Genomic DNA, 16,292 nt, shown 5'->3' with positions numbered 1-16,292 from the left:
GGCACGGCCCGGTGGGGTCGGGCGAAGGCTCAGCGGGGCCGGGCGAGGGCTCAGCGGGGGAGCGAGACGACCGCCGGCACGGGGGAGCCGGACGCGAGCAGGTCGAGCACGAGCCGCTCGTGCGGCACGACCCGCTCCGGGAGCGCGTGCAGCGGGAACCAGCCCATGGCGGCTGCCCGGTCGGGCTCCTGCAGCGTGGGCTTGCCGCTCCACCGGGTGACCAGGAAGAAGACGTCGACGCGCTGCTCGACCTGCGGACCGCCGCGCTCGAACCGGTGCAGCGCGGTCAGGGGCTGCAGCGCGTCGGGTGCGACGACGACGCCCGCCTCCTCGGCCGCCTCCCGCACGGCCGCCTCGTGGACGGACTCGTCGCGGTCGACGTGGCCCGCGAGCAGCGCCCACCACCCGTCCATGTACCCGGTGCCGGCGCGGCGCTGCAGCAGCACCTCGTCGCCGTCGTCTCCCGGGCGCCGCAGGACGACGTAGGCGGCCGCGACGAGGAGCGTGCGCCCGTCCAGGTGGTCGTCCGGGGCATAGGCGTCGACGGGGGCAGGCACGGCACCGAGTCTGGCACGCAGCGGGCAGCCCGACGTCAGACGTCCGCCGCGTCCTGGTCCGCCGCGTCCCGGCCCGGCGGGGCGCAGTCCGGGTGCAGGAGCTCCCAGACGTGCCCGTCGGGATCGGCGACCGTCCGCGCGTACGGCGATCCGTCACGGAGCCCCGCGCCGAGCTCCGTGCCGCCCGCGGCCAGCGCTCCGGCGGCCAGGGCGTCCACGTCGGCGCGCGACGTCGCCGCGAGGCAGAGCACGACCTGGGTCGCGGCGCGGGCGTCGACCACGGGCAGTCCGGTGACCTCGCCGAACCGGGCGGGGAGCAGCAGCATGACGCACACCGTGTGCGACACCAGCACGCAGACGACGTCGTCGTCGCTGAGCATCTCGTCCACGGCCATGCCGAGGCCCGTGTAGAACGCCCGCGACGCACTGAGGTCCCGGGCCGGCAGGTTGACGACGATCATGCGGTCCACGGGTTCTCCCTGCGGTACGGGACGGGATCGTCCTGGGTGTGCCGACCGGCGAGGGCGGCGGGTCTCGTCGGGTGGTGACGATGTCGGTGGCGGCCGCTACCGTCGAAGTGTGACGACGACCACATCGGGAACGCCGACCCGAGCGACCAGCCGGCCCGGCCCGCCGGCCGGGGACGGGACCGTGGGCCCCCGCGCCCAGGAGCCCGGGACCGGACCGGCAGGCGAGGACCTGACCGGGGAGGAGTTCGCGGCGCGCCTCGCCCCGCTGCGCCGTGAGATCCTCGCGCACTGCTACCGGATGACGGGTTCGGTGCACGACGCGGAGGACATGCTGCAGGAGACGTACCTGCGCGCGTGGCGTGCGATGCGCGGGTTCGAGAACCGCTCGTCGCTGCGCACGTGGATGTTCCGCATCGCGACCAACACCTGCCTGACGCACCTCGAGGGCCGGCGACGCCGTCCGCTGCCCACAGGACTGGGCGCGCCGGCCGCGGACCCCCGCGAGCAGCCGCGGGAGGACCGCACCACGCCGTGGCTGGAGCCGATGCCCGACCGCCTCGTGTGGGCGACGGCCCCGGCCGACCCGGCGGAGACGGCGGTGGACCGTGACACGGTGCGGCTCGCCTTCGTCGCCGCGCTGCAGCACCTCACGGCCCAGCAGCGGGCCGTGCTGCTGCTGCGGGACGTGCTCGCGTGGTCGGCTGCCGAGGTCGCCGACGCCCTGGGGCTGTCGGTGGCCGCGGTGAACTCGACGCTGCAGCGGGCGCGGGCCCACATGGCCAACGTGCAGGACGTCACGCCCCTGGAGCCCACGGACCCGCGCCACCAGGAGCTCCTCGCCCGGTACGTCGCAGCCTTCGAGGCCTACGACGTGGCGGCCATCGTCGAGCTGCTCGCCGCTGACGTCGTGTGGGAGATGCCGCCCTTTCCCGGCTGGTACACCGGTCCCCGCGCGGTGGGCGAGCTCATCGGGACGTGGTGCCCGGCCCGGGCGGCCGGCGACATGCGCCTGGTGCCGACGTCGGCGAACGGGCTGCCCTCGTTCGCGATGTACATGCGCGACGCGCAGGGTCGTCACCGGGCGTTCCAGCTCCAGCAGGTCGCGGTGACCGCGGCGGGGGTGCGCCACGTGACGGTGTGGTTCGACGACGACCTGTTCGCACGGTTCGGGCTGCCGACCGAGCTCGACTGAGGCCGCGCCGCCCGGCGGGCCGGCGCGCGGACGTTCCCGGGGCGAGCGGTGCGCCGCCCGTCCGGGAGGCGGACGGGCGGCGCGTTGGCCGGGCGGACCCGGCCGGGTCAGCCGCCGACCTGCACCTCGAGGGGAAGGCTCGAGGTCTCGCCGGCGGCGTTGCGGAACGTCGCGACGACGGTGTGCGTGCCCGGCGCCCAGCCTGCGGTCGACGTGCTGACGGTCTGGCGGTGCGGCGTGCGCGCGACGAGCTCGCCGCGGTCGACCTCGACCCCGTCGGCGGTGACCACGTAGGAGGTCGCGTTGGTGCCCCACCACAGGGTCGCCGTGACGGTCGGCGCGCCGTCGGTCCCCGTCGCGGCGGTCAGCCGGGGCGTGCCGGGGCGCGCGTCGCGGACGGCGACCGTGAGCGGCGCGGACCGGGTCGTCCCCCACGGGTTGAGCGCCTCGGCGACGTACGTGTACGTGCCGTCGGGCCGCCCGGAGACCGCGAACGCCACGCGCTGCGCGTGCGGGGTGCGGGGGTCCACCCGCTGCGCGTCGACGAGCACGCCGTCCTCCAGGAGCCGCACGACGGTGGCGTTCTGCCCCCACCACAGGGTCGAGGTGACGGTGAAGTCGCCGTCGTGCAGACCCGTGTCCCAGCCGTTGTCGTGCGACAGCCGCGGGGCGTCGGGGGCGCGCGACGCGCCCGGTGTGCCCGACGGCAGCGTGGCGCCGGCACCCCCGCGGACGGCGTCGGCGACCTGCGCCGCGGGCTGCACGTCCGGTGCGTAGTGGTCCGCGGGGGTCCACCGTGCCGCATCCACGAGCGGGGTCGGCGCCGTGGCGTTGAAGGCGGCGACCAGGTCCACGGGCTCGCCACGGACCAGCGTGCCCTCCTCGCGCAGCATGGTGCCCTTCCAGGCCGTGACCACCGACGCCGGGTCCACCCCGGGGGCCAGGTCCACGACGTTCTGCTCGGCGACGATGCTCGACTCGACACCCGCGCCGAGGAGGTAGGCGTACCCCGTGGCGCGGGTCTGCTCGTACACGTTGTTGTAGACGTGGACGTCGCCGTACCGCACGCGGGGCGCGCGCTGGCCGACGTCCGTCCAGAGGTTGTGGTGGTACGTGACGCGGTGCTGCCCGCGGTCCTGCGTGCGGGAGTCCGACGATCCGACCAGGCTCGTCTTGTCGTGGTCGTGGAAGTGCGTCCACGAGACGGTGACGAGGTCGGAGCCGTGGGTGATGTCGAGCAGCCCGTCGTGCACCTCGTACGGGCGCCCGTAGACGGTCCGGGTCGTGGCCGGGGGGTGGTCCCCGTCGTCGAGCCGGACGTGGTCGACCCACACGCTGGTCGACGACCACACCGAGAGGTTGTCGTAGGCGGAGTTCCAGTTGCCCGCGTCCGTGTCGCCCGGGTCCCACTGGGGGAAGCAGTCCGACGCGTCGGACAACGTCAGGTTGCGGACGATGACGTTCGACGCGTCCCGGATCCGCAGGTTCGCCCCGACGATCCGCGCGTCACCGACGCCCACGATCGTCACGTTCGACCCCACGTGCTGCTGCGTCTGGGCGGCCTGGGCGGCCGCGGCCGCGACGCGGGCGTCCTCGAGCGGCCCGCTGGGGTCCGCGCGTCCCCACGGGCCTTCGGGGTCGAAGTGCGCGATGTAGTCGGCCATCGAGAAGGGGGACCCGGTCCCGGCGACGGTGGCCTGGCGGGCGAGGTCGTCGCACGTGGCCCGGGACCCGTCGGGCCGGGCGAACGCGTCGATCGTGCCGCGGACGTACACGATGCGGGGCTCGGTGACGGTGCGCGCCGTGGTCCCGGTCGAGCCCGGGCGCCCGCCGAGCGCGTCGCGCAGCTGCGTCCACGAGTCGACGACGTACACCTGCGCCGCGGACGCGGCGGCGCCGCCCGTGGTGCCGGTCGCCCGGACCTCGCGGCCGTCGGGACGCGAGACGCCCGACCACGAGGCCCACCCGTCGCCGGGGGCGAGGGTCTCGCGGCCGAGGTCGCGGGCCGCGGCACCCGGGGCGCCGCCGTCGGTGGCGGCCGCGGCAGCCGGGGCGCCGACCAGCACGGTCACGAGGGCGACGAGGGCCGCAGCCCGCCGGCGGGGCGCGCGGCGGGCGTCGTGCGAGGGCCGGACGGCACGCATGGGGGACTCCTTCGTCTCCGGGTCGACGTCCGAGAAACCGGTTTCCCGTCGACGGGGACGAGCGTGGCACAGATGCGTCGGAAAACGCAATCCCGACGAGTCGGGCGGTGCGACGACGACGGGCCCACGAGCCGGCCGACCGAGGTGGTCGACCGGCCCGCAGGCCCGTCGGGACGATGCAGGTCAGGCCGTGGGTGCGCCCGTGGGCGCACCGGCGCGCCCGCGTCCGCGGCCGCCCCGGCGGCGTCGGTGCGGGGCACCGCTCGCGTCACCGGCGCCCGTGTCGCGGCCCGCGGCCGGACCGGAGCCGCGCGTGGCGCTGCCCCGGCCGCGACCCTCGCCGCTCGCGTCGGTGCGAGCCGGGCTGCCCGACTCGGACGTCCAGGCCGTGGCGGGGCCGGCGGGACGCGACGCGGCGCGCGAGCCGGAGCGACGACGTGCGCCGGCGTCGGGCTGGGTCGCCGGGCGGGCGCCACCGGTCGGCGCGGCACCGCGCGCCGCGGTCCGGCCACGTGCGGGGGCCTGGGTGCGACCCGAGCCCCCCTGGCCGCCGGAACGGGTGCGGCCGGACGCGGACGAGCGGTCGCTCGTCATGACCGCGCCGGACACCGGACCGCTCGGGGCGGGCGTGCCGCCGTTGGCGGTGGGGACCGAGCCGGGTGCGTCGGCGAGCCGGCGCACGAGGTCGTCGCCGGGGGTGACGGCCACGGGCGTGACGGTGATGCCGGCGGCCCGGGTCATGGAGCGCACGTCGGCGCGCTGCTCGGGCAGCTGCAGCGTCAGCACCGTGCCGCTGGCGCCGGCGCGTGCCGTGCGACCGGAGCGGTGCAGGTACGCCTTGTGCTCGGCCGGCGGGTCGACGTGCACGACCAGCTCGACCTCGTCGACGTGGATGCCGCGGGCGGCGATGTCCGTGGCGACCAGGACGCGCGAGCGACCCGAGGAGAACGCCTCGAGGTTGCGCTCGCGGGCACCCTGGCCCAGGTTGCCGTGCAGGTCGACCGCGGGGATGCCCGCGAGCGTCAGCTGACGCGCCAGCTTCTTGGCGTGGTGCTTGGTGCGCATGAACAGCACCCGCCGACCGGGGCCGGCCGCGAGCGTCTCGACGACGGCGCGCTTGGCGGCCGCGTCCGCGACCTCCAGGACGTGGTGGGTGCTCGCGACGACGGTCTGCGCGGCCGGGTCGACCGCGTGCTCCACCGGGGAGGTCAGGTAGCGGTCGACGAGCGTGCCGACACCGTTGTCCAGCGTCGCGGAGAACAGCAGGCGCTGCCCGCGCGCCGGCGTGCGGTCCATCAGGCGGCGCACGACGGGCAGGAACCCGAGGTCGGCCATGTGGTCCGCCTCGTCGAGCACGGTGATCTCGATGCCGTCGAGCGTGACCAGGCCCTGCTTCAGCAGGTCCTCGAGGCGCCCCGGGCAGGCGACCAGCACGTCGACGCCGCGGTCGAGCGCGCTGACCTGGCGCGACTGCGCGACGCCGCCGAACATCGTCGCCGTGCGCAGACCGACGGCTGCGGCGAGCGGCGCGAAGACCGCGTCGATCTGCGTGGCCAGCTCACGGGTGGGGCACAGCACCAGGGCGCGCGGGCGTCGGGCGCGGCGCTGCGTGCTCGACGCGGCGAGGCGCGCCACGACGGGCAGGGCGAACGCGAGCGTCTTGCCGGACCCGGTGCGGCCGCGGCCGAGCACGTCGGCGCCCCGCAGGGTGTCCGGCAGCGTCGCCGTCTGGATCGGGAAGGGGGAGGTGATCTGCTGGGCGGCGAGGGCGCGGGCCAGCACCTCGGGCACGCCGAGGTCGGTGAAGGTCGTCACAGGGAAAAGGTGCCTCTCGGGCTGAAGAGTCGGGGTCCGCCGCACGATTCCCGGGGGGACTCCACGACGCGGGCGCGCGGTCGATCGCGCTGCCTCTCGGGGTCCACCCTCTCACACCCCGCGTCCGGCGGCCCGGACGGTCGCCGTCGCCGCAGGTCAGCGGCCCCCCACCGAGGTGTCGGTCGGGGCGTCGAGCACGGCGCGCACGGCGTCGGTCGCCGCGGGCGTCCAGCCCGGCGGCGGCGCCACGGCCGCCCAGGCGTCGGCGTACTCGCCCACGTACGTGTGCCCGTGCCCCGCCGGTGCCTGACCGGCGACGAACAGGTCGATGAGCACGCGCCAGAACGTCGCCACGGGGAACCAGCGCACCTCCGGCAGGACGTCCGCCCCCCGCGGCTCGCGCAGCCAGTCGGGCTCGTGCAGCAGCAGGTCCGGCGTCCACCACACCACCCCGTCGGAGGGGTGCTGCAGGTACACGACGCGCGGGTCCTCCCACGTCGCCGTGCCGTCGTCCGCCAGCGAGGCACCGTCCACGTCGCGCAGGGTCCGGCCCCAGCGGACCGTACGGCCCTCGTCGAGGACCGGGCGGATCTCGGGCGACCCCGCCTGCCGGTCCGACGTGAGGCCACGCCACAGGGGGGTCGTGCCGGGCGTGCCGGCCCAGACCGCGCCGTCCGTGCGTGCGGCGACGTCCTGCAGGCTCGCGAAGGCACCCTGCGAGCCGAAGCCGCCCAGCGAGATGCCGAACGGGTACAGCGCCGGTCGGTCGTCCTCCGGCAGCTGCGACCAGCGCGCGTGCACGGCCTCGAACAGCGCACGACCCGCCGCGACCGGCGTCGCGCGGTCCCCGACGAAGTTCACCCAGCTCGGCAGGTAGGAGTACTGCATCGCGGCGATCGCGCTGTCGCCGCCCCACATCATCTCGACGGCCGTCGCCGACGCGGGGTCGACCCACCCCGTGCCGGTCGTGGTGACGACGACGAGGACCGACCGGTCCCACGCGTTCGTGCGGTCGAGCTCGTCGACGACGAGGGACGCGAGCTCGTCGAGGTCGTCGTCGCTGTCCAGGCCTGCGTAGACCCGGATCGGCTCCCGGACCTCACGGTCGAGGCCGGCGGCGGCCGACAGGTCGGCGAGCTGCGCGACGTCCGGGCCGCCCGAGACGAACCGCCGCCCCTCGCGACCCAACGACTCCCACGGGGACAGGGACGCTGGCGACCCGCTGCGCAGGGGGTCGGTCGGGCGCACCTCGCCGGGGTACGTCTGCTCGTCACGGGCCGCGTACGTCGTCGTCATCAGGTGCCGGACCCCGGCGACCAGGGTGCCGTCGACCAGCAGGTACGTCGCGACGGCCACCACGACCACCGCGAGCAGACGGGCCGGCACCGGCGGCAGCAGCCGGCTCGTCAGGCGCGCCAGGCCACGCACCGCCGCTCGCAGCCCGCGGGCGAGGAGCACGAGCAGCAGAGCCACCAGCACGGCGAGCACGAGGACGAGCAGCGGCCGCGCGGCGGGCGGCGGCCCCATGTCCAGCAGCGCGCGGGACCGTGCCTGCCAGTCGGCGTCGACGACCAGCGCCGCCACCACCACGGCCAGGGCGACCGCGCCGCCGACCAGCCGCGCGGCCGGTGCGCGGCGCTCGGGCCACGGGGCACGCAGTCCGATCCGTCGTCCGCCCCACCCGAGGGCGGCCCCGACGGCGTAGCCGATCGCGGCGCAGACCCCGCCGATGACGCCCTGGTACAGCGGGCTGCGCGGCAGGAGGGACGGTCCGAGCGCCGCGGCGAAGAGCACCAACGCCCCGACGAGCCCCGCGGGGGAGAAGCGCAACCACCAGTGGGCGACCGCGGACGCGGCACGCGTCCCGCGGCCGGGCCCTGCCGTCCTCGACCCGCTCGCGCCCGATGCGTCGGTGCGGGGAACCTGCGACGAGGGCTCGGGGGTCGGGTCCCGCGACCGGCCGCCGCTCGGCCCGTGCGGGGGCGGTCGGCCCGCGTCCGCCGGGTCGTGCGCCGTCGCCGCGTCCCGCGACGCCCCCCTCGTCATCTCCGCACTGTGCCACGGAACGGTGTCCCGGACCCGGCGCCGCGGTCTGCGGCAGGTCCCTGCGGGATCCGGCGCCCCGGTGGGTACGGTGTGTCCGAGCGGCCGTGGGGTCGGCGGACAGGTGGCAGGGATGAGCGACACGGGGTACGGCGACTTCGAGTTCGAGCGGCGGTTCGTCGCGCGCGACGTCCCCCCCGAGCTGCTGGACGCCGCCCCCGCACTGATCGTGCAGAGTTACTACCTCGCCGACGCCGGGTTCGCGCTGCGCGTGCGGGCGCAGGTGTCGTCGGTCGTCGGGGTCGACGTGCGCACGGACGAGACGACCCTGCTCGAGCGGTACGCCGACCAGGTCGACTTCTGCGCGGTCACCGTCAAGGGGCCGATGAACGGTGGCACCCGGTACGAGGCGGAGCGCGAGATCGACCCGCTCGTCGGCGTCGAGATGGTGCGCCGCGGCGGTGCGCGGGTCGCCAAGGTCCGTCACTCGGTGTGGCTCGGTGAGGACGGCTGGGTCGTCGACGTGTTCGCCGGGGCGAACGCGCCCCTCGTCGTCGCCGAGGTGGAGCGCGGCGGCCCGGTGACGGACCTCGCGATCCCGGACTTCTGCGTGACCGAGGTGACGGTGGACCCACGGTTCGCCAACGACGGTCTCGCCCGTGCGCCGTACGCCGCGTGGGCGGCGGCGTGGCAGGCCGAGCTCGAGCAGGAGGGCCCCCGGTTCCTCGAGGGGTTCGGGCACGACCACCGCATGACAGGCATCTAGGCAGGCCCCACCGCGCCGGGCTCCCGGGGCGGCGCGACCGGACGCCCGGCGTCCTGGCCTCGAGGGCTGCGTCCCGGCGGCGCCCTGCCTACAGTGGCGGACCGGTGCGCGGACCGTCCGCGCCGAGAGGTGAGGTGGTCGTGGCGGGTCTCGGCGGCGGAGCGCGGGTGCGCGGGTGTGTGGTCGTGCTGCTCCTCGCCGTGCTCGCGGCGTGCACCACGGGCACCCCCGGCGACGCCCCGGAGGCGGCCACGCCGGCTCCCTCGGCCTCGCCGGACGCGCTCTCCGTGGTCCCCGCGGCGAGCCCGGCAGCGGCCACGGTCGTCGACGGGGACGAGGCGACGGCCGCGGTGAGCACCTCGGCCGCCCTGCTCGACGCGGCGCCGGTCGCCGTCGTGGCGGCAGCGGGTGACGTCGCCGGCGGGCTGACGGGGGCCACCGCGGCGGTCGCGCTGGGCGCCCCGCTGCTGCTGGCGGGTGGTGGGACCGACGCCGGTGCCGAGCTGGCGCGCCTGGGCACCGCCCACCTCCTGGTGGTGGGCGACGTCCCGGACGACGCGCTGCCCGCCGGCGTGGGGCGCGTGCGGGTGCCGTCCGGGGCCGACGGCGCTGCGCTCGCCGCGGCGACCGGCCACCGGTTCGGGTCGACCACCCCCGTGCCCGCCGGCGGGGAGGCCGACGCCGTCCGCGCCCTCGCCGGACCGGAACCCGACGTCCTGGTCCTCGACGAGGCGCCGGTGCCCGCTGCTCCCTCGAGCCCGGCCACCGCGACACCCGCCCCGGCCGGCCTGCCGTCCACCGCGCCCACGGCGGTGCCGGACGTGCTCGCGCTCGCGGACGGCCCCGTGCCCACCGCGGCGCTGGCGACCCTGCGCGCGCTCGACGTCGACGTGCTCGACGTGCCCGGAGGTGACCCGCGGGCCACCACGGTCACGGTGCAGGCGCTGGCGCAGGCCGACCCGGCGGCCGTGGTCGCGTTCGGGCCGACGTTCGGGCAGCCCGACCTGCTGGCCGCCCGGGTCGCGACCGCGCGGACGGGCGTCGAGCTCCCGGGTGGCGGCCAGCTCGTCTTCCCGGCGGTCGCGGGGCAGCCCGGCAAGAAGTACGTGGCGCTCTACGGCACGCCCGGGTCGGGTGCGCTCGGGGTGCTGGGGGAGCAGGACGTCCCGGCGACCGTCGCCCGCGCGCAGGAGCACGCGGCGATGTACGCGGGCCTGACGTCCGACACCGTCGTGCCCGCGGTCGAGATCATCGCGACCATCGCCTCGGCGGGGCCGGAGGACGACCAGACGTACTCGCGCCGCCGGGCGGTCGACGACCTGCGCCCGCTGGTCGACGCGGCGGCCGCCGCGGGGCAGTACGTCCTGCTGGACCTGCAGCCCGGGCGCACGGACTTCGTCACCCAGGCGCAGGCGTACGCCGAGCTGCTCGAGCTGCCCCACGTGGGGCTCGCGCTGGACCCCGAGTGGCGGCTCGCGCCCGACCAGGTGCACCTGCGTCAGATCGGGTCGGTCGGGATCGACGAGGTGAACGCGACGGCGGCCTGGCTGGCGGGCTTCACGCGGGAGCGGGCGCTGCCCCAGAAGATGTTCGTGCTGCACCAGTTCTCGCTGCGCATGATCACCGAGCGGGAGCGGCTGGACACGTCGTACGACGAGCTGGCCCCGCTGATCCACGTCGACGGGCAGGGCTCCCAGGGCGCCAAGGCCGGCACGTGGGCTGCGCTGCGGGCGGGTGCCCCGCCGGTGCACTGGGGCTGGAAGAACTTCTACGACGAGGACCTGCCGATGCTCGACCCGGCCGCGACGTACCGCGTGGAGCCCGTCCCTGACCTGGTCACCTACCAGTGAGCCGCGCCGCGCGCGCCGCGCCCGCCGCGCGTCGCGGCGCTACCGTGGTCCGGTGACCCAGACCCCCGCGACCGACGTGCGCGTCGGCGTCCAGATCCAGCCCCAGCACGCCGACTACCGCCAGATCCGGGATGCGGTCCGCCGCGCGGAGGACCTCGGCGTGGACGTGGTGTTCAACTGGGACCACTTCTTCCCTCTCAGCGGGGAGCCGGACGGCAAGCACTTCGAGTGCTGGACGATGCTCGGCGCCTGGGCGGAGCAGACGAGCCGCGTCGAGATCGGCGCCCTGGTCTCGTGCAACTCCTACCGGAATCCTGATCTGCTGGCCGACATGGCCCGCACCGTCGACCACATCAGCGGTGGGCGCCTGATCCTGGGGATCGGTGCGGGCTGGTTCGAGCGGGACTACACGGAGTACGGGTACGAGTTCGGCACCGCGGGGTCGCGGATCGCCGACCTGGGGCAGGCGATGCCGCGGATCCGGTCCCGCTGGGCGGCGATGAACCCCGCCCCCACGCGCGACATCCCCGTGATGATCGGCGGCGGCGGTGAGCGCAAGACGCTGCGGATCGTCGCCGAGCACGCCCACATCTGGCACTCCTTCGGTGACGTCGACACGCTGCGCCGCAAGAGCGCGATCCTCGACGAGCACGGCGCCACGGTCGGGCGGGACACCGCCGCGCTGGTCACCCGCTCCCTGGGCGTCGACGGGTCGGACCCGGACGAGGTGGGCGACGAGCTGTACGCCGCAGGTGTGCGGCTGTTCACGTGCGGCACGACCGGGCCGGACTACGACCTGACCGAGGCGGAGCGGTGGGTGCGCTGGCGCGACACGCGGGGCTGACACCGAGGTGAGAGCGTCGGGCGGTCGCGTCTAGGCTCACCGCGTGGGAGGTCCGACGAACGACGTGCCGGCGCCCGGGCGGCTGCTGCGCGCGCGTCGACCCGTCGGGCGGGTGCTGCGTGCGGTGCGCGGGTGGCGCCCTCGCCACGGGTGGTGGTCGGCGATCGCGCTCGTCGTCGCGGGCGTCCTGGTGTCCGTCGTGGTCGGCGTGACGACCGCGAGCGTGCAGGCGTCCCTCGGGCCCCACGTCACGCGCTACGACGTCACCACCGACGCGACGGTGACGATCGACTTCGGCCCGCTCGGCACGCTCCAGCTCGACTCGCCGCTGCCGGCGACCCTCGGCCTGCGGGCCACCGTGCAGGAGATCCCGGCGACCGTCACCGAGCTCGGCGAGGCGCGCACCCTGGAGGCGCTCGGGGAGGACCTCAACGCGTACGTGGCGTTCTTCTCCGGCCCGGCCGCGGCCGTGCAGGACATCGCGAACGCCCTCGTGCGGGACGCGCTGCTGCGGTCCGGGACCACGTTCGTCGTGCTCGTGGCCCTCTTCTGGCTGGGGCGTGCGCTGCTCGGCGGCCCGCGGAGCAGCGAGCTGACGCAGCAGCTCGCCGCGCACGCGCGCCCGCTGACCGCCGGCGGCCTCGCCGTCGTGGTCGGCGCGACCGTCCTCACGTCGAGCGTCGGGCCCCAGGACCGGCGGGAGCAGGAGCAGCTCGCCTCGCCCGTCTTCGACGGCACCCCGCTGGAGGGTGCCCGCGTGACGGGCAGGCTGGGCGGCGTCATCGACACCTACGGCGCCTACGCGGTGGACGCCTGGCGGCAGAACGAGGAGTTCTACCAGGCGGCCGACGCCGCGCTCGTCGTGGCGTGGGAGGACTGGGAGGAGCAGGAGGCGCTGCTCGCCGCCGAGGCGGCCGCGCAGGCGGCCGCGCAGGAGGCGGCGCAGCGCGCGACCGGGTCGGACGACGGGACGGCGACGCAGGAGGACGGTGTCGAGGGGGACGGCTCCGTGGGGGACGGTGCCGAGGCGGACGGTTCCGTGGGGGACGGGACCGTGGGGGCGGAGGTCGACGGGGGCGCCGCCGCGTCCCTCGACGGCGACGGTGGCAGCGCCGGCGACGGTCAGGACGGGACCGCAGGCGCGGCGGACGCGCTCCTCGGTGCGGGGGACGACGACGTCGCCGCGGCGGACCGTCCGAGCGCGTCGCCCAGGAGCCCTGCGCCGTCCGAGGAGCCCGAGCCGGAGGTCGAGCCCGTGGTGCTGGTCGTCGTGTCCGACCTGCACTGCAACGTCGGGATGGCCCCGCTGATCGGCACGCTCGCGCGGCTGTCGGGTGCCGCGGCGGTGCTCGACGCGGGCGACACGACCATGAACGGGACGTCCGTGGAGCAGTACTGCGTCACGTCCTTCGCGCGCGCCGTCCCGCCGGGGGTCGCGCTGGTGACGGCTCCGGGCAACCACGACTCGCGCGAGACCACGGCGAACTACGCGCGTGCCGGGGCGACCGTGCTCGACGGGTCCGTGATCGACGTCGCGGGGGTGCGCGTCCTCGGTGACAGCGACCCCAACGAGACCCGGGTCGGCGCCGGCGGCACCGCGTCCGCGGCCGACGAGACGGTTCCCGAGGCGGCTGAGCGGCTCGCCGCGACGGCCTGCGAGGACGGGGAGGTCGACCTGCTGCTGGTCCACACGCCGGCGGTGGGCGACGAGGCACTGGCGGCGGGGTGCGTCCCCGCGCAGGTGTCGGGGCACCTGCACCGCCGGTCGGGTCCGGAGCAGGTCGGGCTGGGCATCCGGTACATCTCGGGGAGCACCGCGGGCGCCACCCTCAACCAGCCGACGGTCGGCCCGTTGCGCGGCGTGGCGGAGATGACCGTGCTGCGGTTCGACCCGGGCTCGCGCCGGCTGCTGGACCTCCAGGTCGTCCGGGTCGCGCCCGACGCGACCGTCACGGTCGGCAGCCCGCAGCCGTGGCCCCTGCCCGCGGTGGTCGGCCCCGGCGACGCGGCGGACCAGGGTGGGGACGGCGGTGCGGCGGGCGACGAGGCCGTCGGCCGTGATCCCCAGGAGGAGCCCGGCGCGACGCCGGACGGCGGCACCGACGCGCAGGACGGCTGAGCGCGGGACCGCGTCCCGGGGGGCGAATCGGGCGCAACGGGTTGCGCATCCGTGACGGAGATGATCGCCTGGACCCGAGCCACCACGCCGGCCCACGGGAGAGCCGCGCGGTGCGCCGGGGGGAGTACGCGTGCGACGTCTCGCGATCGCGGTGGTCACCGTGGGGTTCGTGCTGGTCGGCGCCCTGCCGGCGCTGGCCGGGTCCGGTGAGGACGTGCTGCGGCCGGGCGAGCAGCTGGGTCCCGGTGAGGCGCTGCTCGCGCCGGGCGGCGCACAGGTGCTCGTCATGCAGCCGGACGGCTCGCTGGGCATGTACGCGCTGGACGACGTGGTGCGCTGGACGACCGGCCGCGGGGTCGCGGGCTCCGTCCTGAGCGCCGACGCCACCGGCGACGTGCGACTCGTGGCGCCGGACGGCGCCGTGGTGTGGAGCACCGGGACGGGCGGCTCCGGCGGGACGCTGCGCCTGCAGGACGACGGCGACCTCGTCGTGCAGGGTGCCGACGGCGCGGTGGTGTGGAGCAGCGGGACCTCGCAGGCCCCGTCGTCGCTCACCGGCCCCGGCCGCCTGGTCGGCGACGACGTGCTCTCGTCACCGGACGGGCGGCACACGCTCCTGATCGGCCCCGACGGGGTGCAGCTGATGGGACCCGACGGCGCCGTGCGGTGGGCGCCGCAGGCCCCGGTCGGTCCCGAGGAGTCCGACGCGTCGTCGAGCGGGCGGTCGCAGCGGGCGGGCACGTCGGCCACACCGCGACCGTCACCCTCCGCGGCGCCCCGTGCCCCCGCCGTGGCGCTCGAGCTGCGCGAGGACGGCAACCTCGTGGCCCTCGACGCCGACGGCGCCCCGGTCTGGCGCAGCCGCACCGCCGGGCACGGGCCGGCGACGCTGACGCTGCAGGACGACGGCAACCTCGTCCTGCTGGACGCGGCGGGCGCCCCCGTGTGGAGCTCGAGCACGCCCATCGGGCCGTCGGCCCTCGAGCCGGGGGGTGAGGTCGCGGCGGACGGGTTGCTGGGCTCGCCGTCGGGGCACCTGGGGCTGGCGGTGCGCGACGGTGCGCTCGTCGCCTCCTGGGACGGGGAGCCGTTCTGGTCGTCGCCCACCGACGGTGCGGCGTCCGTGCGGCTGCAGGAGGACGGCGACCTCGTGCTCCTCGACGCCGCCGGAACGCCGGTCTGGTCCACCGGCACTGCCGGCAGGACCGGGGCCCGGCTCGTCCTCGAGGAGCGTGCGGTGCTCCTGCTCACGCCCGACGGTGAGGTGCCGTGGCAGGTCCCGGTGCCGGAGGACCTCGCGGCCGTACCCGTGGACACCGCACCGGCACCCCGGGCGCAACCGACCGAGTGCGCGCTGGTCGACGGGCCCGTGGCCGAGGCGGACGTCGTGCGCACCGGCAGCGGCATCCGCGTCCACCCGTGCCTCGCGGACGCGGTCGACGCACTGGTCACCGCGGCGCGCGACGCCGGGGTGGAGCTCGGCGGGGGCGGCTGGCGCAGCCCCGAGCAGCAGATCGCGCTGCGCCGCGCGCACTGCGGTCCGTCCGACGCGGACATCTACGACAAGCCCGCCTCGGCGTGCTCCCCGAGCACCGCCCGGCCGGGCAGCTCGCGGCACGAGCGCGGCCTGGCGATCGACTTCACCAGCGGCGGCCGGTCCCTGTCCGCCGGGTCCCCGGCGTACGCGTGGCTGGTGCAGAACGCGGCGGCGTACGGACTGTCGAACCTGCCGGGGGAGCCGTGGCACTGGAGCGTCGACGGCTCCTGAGACCTCTACGCTGGACGGCGTGACGCAGAGCCCTGTCCCCGCGGCCGCCGACCTCAGCGCGGTGACCCAGGACTACCTCAAGGTCATCTGGGGGGCGCAGGAGTGGTCGGACGCCCCCGTGACGACCAAGCTCCTGGCGGGGCGCCTGGGAGTCGGACCGTCGACCGTGTCCGAGACCGTGAAGCGCCTCGCCGACGCCGGGCTCGTCTCGCACCGGCCGTACGGTGCGGTGGAGCTGACCGCGGCGGGCCGGGCGCACGCCCTGGCGATGGTGCGCCGGCACCGCCTCATCGAGACCTACCTGGTCGAGCGGCTCGGCTACGGCTGGGACGAGGTGCACGACGAGGCCGAGGTGCTCGAGCACGCCGTGAGCGACCGGTTCGTCGAGCGGGTGGCCGACCTCCTGGGCCACCCGGACCGGGACCCGCACGGCGACCCGATCCCCGCCGCCGACGGCACCGTGCACCTGCCCGACGCCCGGGTCATGTGGGAGGTCGAGCCGGGCGACTACCGGGTCGCGCGGATCTCCGACGCGGACCCGGAGCTCCTGCGGTACCTCGAGGGTGTCGGCCTGGTGCTGGACGCGCCGGTCGTGCTCGACGAACGACGCGCCGTGACGGGCGTCGTCAGCGTCCAGGTCGACGGCCGTCCGGACCGCGTGGAGCTGGGCGAGGTCGCCGCCTGCGCGATCTGGCTCACCGCGCGGCACTGACAGCCCCGGGCC

Annotated in this window: 12 protein-coding genes; 7 read left to right on the top strand and 5 right to left on the bottom strand. The window is 76.4% G+C overall.

The window, feature by feature from the left end:
• Positions 1-50: 50 nt before the first annotated feature.
• On the bottom strand, positions 51-557 hold the full coding sequence (locus KG103_RS11450) for an NUDIX domain-containing protein (RefSeq protein ID WP_207341025.1): 507 nt from the start codon (positions 555-557) through the stop codon (positions 51-53).
• A 35-nt stretch (positions 558-592) separates the two neighbouring features.
• Positions 593-1,018, bottom strand: coding sequence for a VOC family protein (locus KG103_RS11445; RefSeq protein WP_322973091.1), 426 nt, complete (start codon positions 1,016-1,018; stop codon positions 593-595).
• A 118-nt stretch (positions 1,019-1,136) separates the two neighbouring features.
• Here KG103_RS11445 and KG103_RS11440 point away from each other — a divergent pair, with 118 nt between their 5' ends.
• Positions 1,137-2,219 (top strand): sigma-70 family RNA polymerase sigma factor, encoded by a 1,083-nt coding sequence (locus KG103_RS11440; RefSeq protein WP_249670562.1) that lies wholly within the window; start codon positions 1,137-1,139, stop codon positions 2,217-2,219.
• 107 nt (positions 2,220-2,326) lie between these two features.
• On the opposite strand, the gene KG103_RS11435 is transcribed toward KG103_RS11440, so the two are convergent.
• From KG103_RS11435 to KG103_RS11425, 3 genes are all read right to left on the bottom strand, one after another.
• A complete protein-coding gene (locus KG103_RS11435; protein ID WP_207341027.1) occupies positions 2,327-4,363 on the bottom strand; it encodes a pectate lyase family protein in 2,037 nt (678 codons plus the stop codon).
• A gap of 183 nt (positions 4,364-4,546) precedes the next feature.
• Complete coding sequence (locus KG103_RS11430; protein WP_207341028.1) at positions 4,547-6,178, bottom strand: DEAD/DEAH box helicase; 1,632 nt, start codon at positions 6,176-6,178, stop codon at positions 4,547-4,549.
• Positions 6,179-6,334: 156 nt separating this feature from the next.
• Positions 6,335-8,224 carry an alpha/beta hydrolase gene (locus KG103_RS11425; RefSeq protein ID WP_207341029.1) on the bottom strand — a complete coding sequence of 630 codons (1,890 nt, stop codon included), beginning with the start codon at positions 8,222-8,224 and terminating at the stop codon, positions 6,335-6,337.
• A gap of 130 nt (positions 8,225-8,354) precedes the next feature.
• Between KG103_RS11425 and KG103_RS11420 the strand changes: the two genes are divergently transcribed.
• The 6 genes from KG103_RS11420 to KG103_RS11395 all read left to right on the top strand — a co-directional run bounded on the left by KG103_RS11420 (position 8,355) and on the right by KG103_RS11395 (position 16,280).
• Positions 8,355-8,987: a CYTH domain-containing protein gene (locus tag KG103_RS11420; protein WP_207341030.1), complete on the top strand. Its 633-nt coding sequence runs from the start codon at positions 8,355-8,357 to the stop codon at positions 8,985-8,987.
• Between the two features lie 185 nt (positions 8,988-9,172).
• The gene (locus tag KG103_RS11415) at positions 9,173-10,837 is read left to right on the top strand and encodes a hypothetical protein (protein ID WP_249670561.1); all 1,665 of its coding nucleotides are present in this window, start codon (positions 9,173-9,175) and stop codon (positions 10,835-10,837) included.
• A gap of 52 nt (positions 10,838-10,889) precedes the next feature.
• Entirely contained in the window at positions 10,890-11,681 is a 792-nt protein-coding gene (locus tag KG103_RS11410; RefSeq protein ID WP_207341031.1) for an LLM class F420-dependent oxidoreductase, read from the top strand.
• 43 nt (positions 11,682-11,724) lie between these two features.
• A complete protein-coding gene (locus KG103_RS11405; protein WP_249670560.1) occupies positions 11,725-13,800 on the top strand; it encodes a metallophosphoesterase family protein in 2,076 nt (691 codons plus the stop codon).
• A gap of 130 nt (positions 13,801-13,930) precedes the next feature.
• Complete coding sequence (locus KG103_RS11400) at positions 13,931-15,568, top strand: D-alanyl-D-alanine carboxypeptidase family protein (RefSeq protein ID WP_207341032.1); 1,638 nt, start codon at positions 13,931-13,933, stop codon at positions 15,566-15,568.
• A 19-nt stretch (positions 15,569-15,587) separates the two neighbouring features.
• Positions 15,588-16,280: a metal-dependent transcriptional regulator gene (locus tag KG103_RS11395; protein WP_207341033.1), complete on the top strand. Its 693-nt coding sequence runs from the start codon at positions 15,588-15,590 to the stop codon at positions 16,278-16,280.
• Positions 16,281-16,292 lie beyond the last annotated feature (12 nt).

It is taken from the genome of Cellulomonas wangleii (assembly GCF_018388445.1).
Classification (GTDB): Bacteria; Actinomycetota; Actinomycetes; order Actinomycetales; family Cellulomonadaceae; genus Cellulomonas; species Cellulomonas wangleii.
Note: the sequence above shows the minus strand (reverse complement) of the source record. Positions and strands in the feature narration are given on the sequence as shown.